The 4,844-nt window shown below is 74.8% G+C and carries 2 protein-coding genes; both read right to left on the minus strand.

Translation table 11 applies throughout. The features are described from left to right. Positions 1-1,779 (minus strand): type I polyketide synthase (locus ACIQVT_RS34680; RefSeq protein ID WP_403763759.1); only part of this gene is annotated, 1,779 nt, incomplete at its 3' end. Between the two features lie 62 nt (positions 1,780-1,841). After that, positions 1,842-4,808, minus strand: coding sequence for an SDR family NAD(P)-dependent oxidoreductase (locus ACIQVT_RS34685; RefSeq protein ID WP_403763762.1), 2,967 nt, complete (start codon positions 4,806-4,808; stop codon positions 1,842-1,844). Between the last annotated feature and the right edge of the window lie 36 nt (positions 4,809-4,844).

Raw genomic sequence — 4,844 nt, forward strand, 5'->3', positions numbered from 1 at the left:
CCGCCCCATCCACCCCGCGAACACCTCCGACTCCCCCAACAACTCCACCGCCATCCCCACCCACTGCGCCCCCTGACCCGGAAACACGAACACGGGGCCGGTGTCACCGTGGCCGCGGGTGGACATGGTGGTGTCCGCCGCGAGGGCCGTCAGGCGTGCCAGTGCTTCGGCGTGGGTGCGCGCGACGGCGACGCCGCGGTGGTCGAAGACGGTGCGCGAGGTCAGGGAGAGGGCGATGTCGGGCAGGGGGGTGGCGGGGTGGGTCTCCAGGAAGGTGGCGAGCCGCTCGGCCTGGGCGCGCAGGGCGTCGGGGGTCCTGCCGGAGAGGGCGAGGGGCACTGCGCCGTGCGCGGTGGTGGGCGGGGTCGTGGGGGGCTGCTCGTCGGGGGTGGGTGGCGCCGACTCGAGGATGACGTGGGCGTTGGTGCCGCTGAGGCCGAAGGAGGAGACGCCGGCGCGGCGCGGTTCGTCCCGCTCCGGCCATTCCCGGGCGTCGGTGAGCAGTTCCACGGCGCCCTCGGTCCAGTCGACCTCGGGGGTGGGCATGTCGGCGTGCAGGGTCCTCGGCAGCACGCCGTGCCGCATCGCCTCCACCATCTTGATCACACCGGCGACACCCGCGGCCGACTGGGCGTGGCCGATGTTGGACTTCAGGGAGCCGAGCCAGAGCGGCCGGCCGTCTTCGGGGCGTTCCTGGCCGTAGGTGGCGAGGAGGGCCCGGGCCTCGATCGGGTCGCCGAGGGCGGTGCCGGTGCCGTGCGCCTCGACGGCGTCCACGTCGGACGGCGACAGCCGGGCGTTCTCCAGGGCCTGGCGGATGACCTCGCGTTGCGCGGTGCCGTTGGGGGCGGTCAGGCCGTTGGAGGCGCCGTCCTGGTTGACGGCGGTGCCGCGCACGACGGCCAGCACCTCGTGACCGTTGCGGCGCGCGTCGGACAGGCGCTCCAGGAGGAGGACGCCGACGCCCTCGGAGAAGCCGGTGCCGTTCGCGCCCGCCGCGAAGGCCCGGCACCGGCCGTCCGGGGAGAGGCCGCGCTGGCGGGAGAACTCCACGAACATCTTGCTGTCGGACATCACGGCGGCGCCGCCCGCCATCGCCATCTGCGACTCGCCGGTGCGCAGGGACTGCACGGCGAGGTGGATGGCGACCAGCGACGAGGAGCACGCGGTGTCGACGGTGACGGCGGGGCCCTCCAGACCCAGGGTGTACGACACGCGGCCGGAGGCGAAACTGCCGGTGCTGCCGCGCCCGATGTACGCCTCCAGGTCCTCGGGGACCTGTCGCACCCGTGGGGCGTAGTCGTGGTGCATGACGCCGGTGTAGAAGCCGATCCGGTGCCCGCGCAGGGAGGTGGGGTCGATGTTGGCGTGCTCCAGGGCCTCCCAGGAGGTCTCCAGGAGGAGGCGCTGCTGCGGGTCCATGGCGAGGGCCTCGCGCGGGGAGATCCCGAAGAACGCGGCGTCGAAGTCGGCTGCACCGTCGAGGAAGCCGCCCTCACGCACGTAGGAGGTGCCGGGCGTGTCGGGGTCGGGGTCGTACAGGCCCGCCAGGTCCCAGCCGCGGTCGGCCGGGAAGGCGCTGATCGCGTCGGTGCCGTCGGCGACCAGCCGCCAGAGGTCCTCCGGGGAGCCGACCCCGCCGGGCAGACGGCAGGCCATACCGACGATGGCGATGGGCTCGTGGGCCCTGTCCTCGACCTCGCGCAGCCGGCGGGTGGCCTGGCGTGCGGTGGCGACGGCCTTGTTGAGGTAATCGCGGTACTTCTTGTCGTCGACCATGGGGAAGGGTCAGCTCCTGGAATGAGACTTCTGACGGCGGGCGGGCGGCGGGGACGGCGGCGTCAGGAAGCGGTGAATTCGTTGAACTCGTTGTCGATGATGTCGAAGACCTCGTCGTCGGTGACCGATTCGAGGTCGTCGTCCGTCTCGTCCTGGGCGGCGTCCGGGGACCACTTGGCCAGCAGGACGTGCAGGGCGGCGGTGACCTGTGCGCGGACCGCGGGGTCCTCGGGTACGGAGGCGAGCGCGGCCTTCAGTTTCTCCACGTCGGCCACCGCCCGGTGGACGGCGGGCCCGCCGTCGGGGGCCAGTGCGTCCCGGAGGTGGCGGACGAGCACAGCGGGTGCCGGGTGGTCGAAGAGCAGGGTGGCGGGCAGCCGGAGGCCGGTGGCCGCGGACAGCCGGTTGCGCAGCTCGACGGCGGTGAGCGAGTCGAAGCCCAGCTCCTGGAAGGCGCGGTCCGGGTGGATGGCGTGTACGTCCTGGTGGCCGAGGACGACGGCGGTCTCGGCCCGGACCAGGTCGAGCAGGATCTCCCGCTGGGCGTCCTCGCCGAGGCCGGTCAGTCGCCTGCGCAGTGAACCGGCGGTGGCGAGATCGGTGTCGCGCGCGCGGGCCTCGGCGGCAGTGATGCGCCGTATCTCGGCTACACCCGTCAGGAGGGCGGAGGGCCGGGCGGCGGTGAACGCCGGGTGGAAGCGTTTCCAGTCGATGTCGGCGACGGTGAGGCCGCTCTGGTCGCCGGCCAGGGCGCGGTCGAGCGCGCTGAGCATGAGATCGGGGCGGACGGCCCGGATGCCCTGGCGGCGCAGTCGGGGAGCCGAGGCGGCGTCCACCATGCCGCCGTCGGCCCAGGCGCCCCAGGCGACGGAGGTGGCGGTCCGGCCGAGGCCGCGCCGGTGCTGGGCCAGGGCGTCCAGGTAGGCGTTTCCCGCCGAGTAGGCGCTCTGGCCGCCGCTGCCCCAGACACCGGCGATGGACGAGAAGACGACGAACGCGTCGAGGTCGGTGTCGGCGAGGAGTGCGTCGAGGTGGGCCGCGCCGGCGACCTTGGCGGAGACGACGGCGGCGAAGTCGTCGAGCGTGGTCTCCGCCAGGGTGCCGAAGCCGTTGACGCCCGCGGCGTGCACCACGGCGCGGACGGGGTCGCCGTCGGCCGCCGTCCTGGTCAGCAGGTCCGCCAGGGCCTGCCGGTCGGCGACGTCGCAGGCGGCGACGGTGACGCGGGTGCCCGCCTCGGTGAGTTCGGCCGTCAGTTCCGCCGCCCCCGGCGTGTCGGGGCCGCGCCGGCTGACGAGGAGGAGGTGGTCGGCGCCCTTGGCGGCCAGCTGGCGGGCGACGTGGCCGCCGAGCGCTCCGGTGCCGCCGGTGATGAGTACCGTCCCGGTGGGCTGCCGGCCGGTGTCGTCGGGCAGCGGCCGGTGCAGGGTCACGCGTTCCAGGCGGCGGGCGAACAACCCGTCGGCGCGCAGGGCGAGTTGATCCTCGTTGCCGGTGCCTCCGCCCAGCACGGCGCGCAGCCCGGCGCGGGCGTGGTCGTCGAGTGCGGCGGGCAGGTCGACCAGGCCGCCCCAGCGGCGGGGGTGTTCGAGGGCGGCGGCCAGACCGAGGCCCCACAGGGCGGCCTGTCGTGGGCTGCGTACCGGGTCGGTGCCGGAGGTGGTGACGGCGCCGTCGGTGGCGAGCCAGACGGGGGCCTCGATCCCGGTGTCGCCGAGCGCCTGGATCAGGGCGAGGGTGGTGGCCAGGCCGCCGGTGACGCCGGGGTGGCCGGGCTGGTCGGACTCGTCGAGAGCGAGCAGGGAGAGGACGCCGGTGACGGTGTCCTCGCCGGTGGTGGTGTCGCTGAGCAGTGCGGCCACGGCGGCGCGGTCGGTGCCGGTGACCGGCAGGGCGACGGGGTGGGCGCCGGCCTCGCCGAGCGCCGTGAGGCACGCCGTCACGGTGGGGTCGTCCGTCCGGCCGGCGGGTACGGCCACCAGCCAGGTGCCGTGGGGCGCCGCGGCCGGGTCGGTCGCCTCGGCCGGGGTCCAGGTGGTGCCGTACACCCAGTTGTCGAGGCGGGAGGAACCGGTCTCCCGGGCCAGGCGGGCCTCCGCGAGCTGTTCCGGTGTCACCTGGCGGCCGATGAGCGCCTCGACGCGGGCGACGGGGGCGCCCGTCCGGTCGGTGACGGTGACCTGCCAGGTCTCCTCGCCGGCGGGCACGAAGTGGGCCCGCAGCCGGGAGGCGCCGCGGTTCCACAGGGTGATGCCGTTCCAGGAGAAGGGCAGCCGGGGCAGGCCGGTGCCGTAGATCAGCGGGGCGTGCAGCGCGGAGTCGAGCAGGGCGGGGTGGAGCGAGAAGCGTTCGGCGTCCTCCTGCTGCTGTTCCGGCAGGGCGACCTCGGCGAAGATCTCGTCGTCGCGGGTCCACACCCCGAGCAGTCCCTGGAAGGCGGGGCCGTACTCGTAGCCGCGTTCGGCCAGGCCCTGGTAGACGGAGGCGGTGTCGACGGGTACGGCGGTGGCGCCGGCCGGGGGCCAGGTGAGGGCGGGTTCCGCGGAGTCGGGGTCGGCGGGGACCAGGGTGCCGGCGGCGTGGCGGGTCCACTGGGGGTCGTCGGCCTCGGGGCGGGAGTGGACGGAGACGGTGCGGCGGCCTGACTCGTCGGCGGGGCCGACCTCGACGCGTACCTGGACGGCGCCGTCCTCGGGGAGGATCAGCGGTGCTTCGATGACGAGTTCCTCGATGGAGCCGCAGTCGGCGGCGGCCCCGGCGGTGAGGGCGAGGTCGACGAAGCCGGTGCCGGGCAGCAGGGCCGTGCCCCAGACGGCGTGGTCGGCCAGCCAGGGGTGGGTGCGCGGGGACCAGCGGCCGGTGAGGGCGAGGCCGCCGGTGCCGGGCAGTTCGACGGCGGCCCCGAGGAGCGGGTGCCGGGGAGCGGCGAGGCCGGCGGCGGAGACGTCGCCCGCCGCGCGTTCGTTCTTCAGCCAGTAGCGCTGGTGCTGGAAGGCGTACGTGGGCAGTTGGACCGGTCGGCCCCCCATACCCTCCAACACCGCCTGCCAGTCGACGTCCACACC

This window comes from Streptomyces sp. NPDC100445, from assembly GCF_044759735.1.
Taxonomy (GTDB): domain Bacteria; phylum Actinomycetota; class Actinomycetes; order Streptomycetales; family Streptomycetaceae; genus Streptomyces.

Coding starts and splice junctions, on each gene's coding strand:
- ACIQVT_RS34685 (WP_403763762.1), bottom strand. CDS start 4,808: ATGGGGGGCCGACCGGTCCAACTGCCCACGTACGCCTTCCAGCACCAG.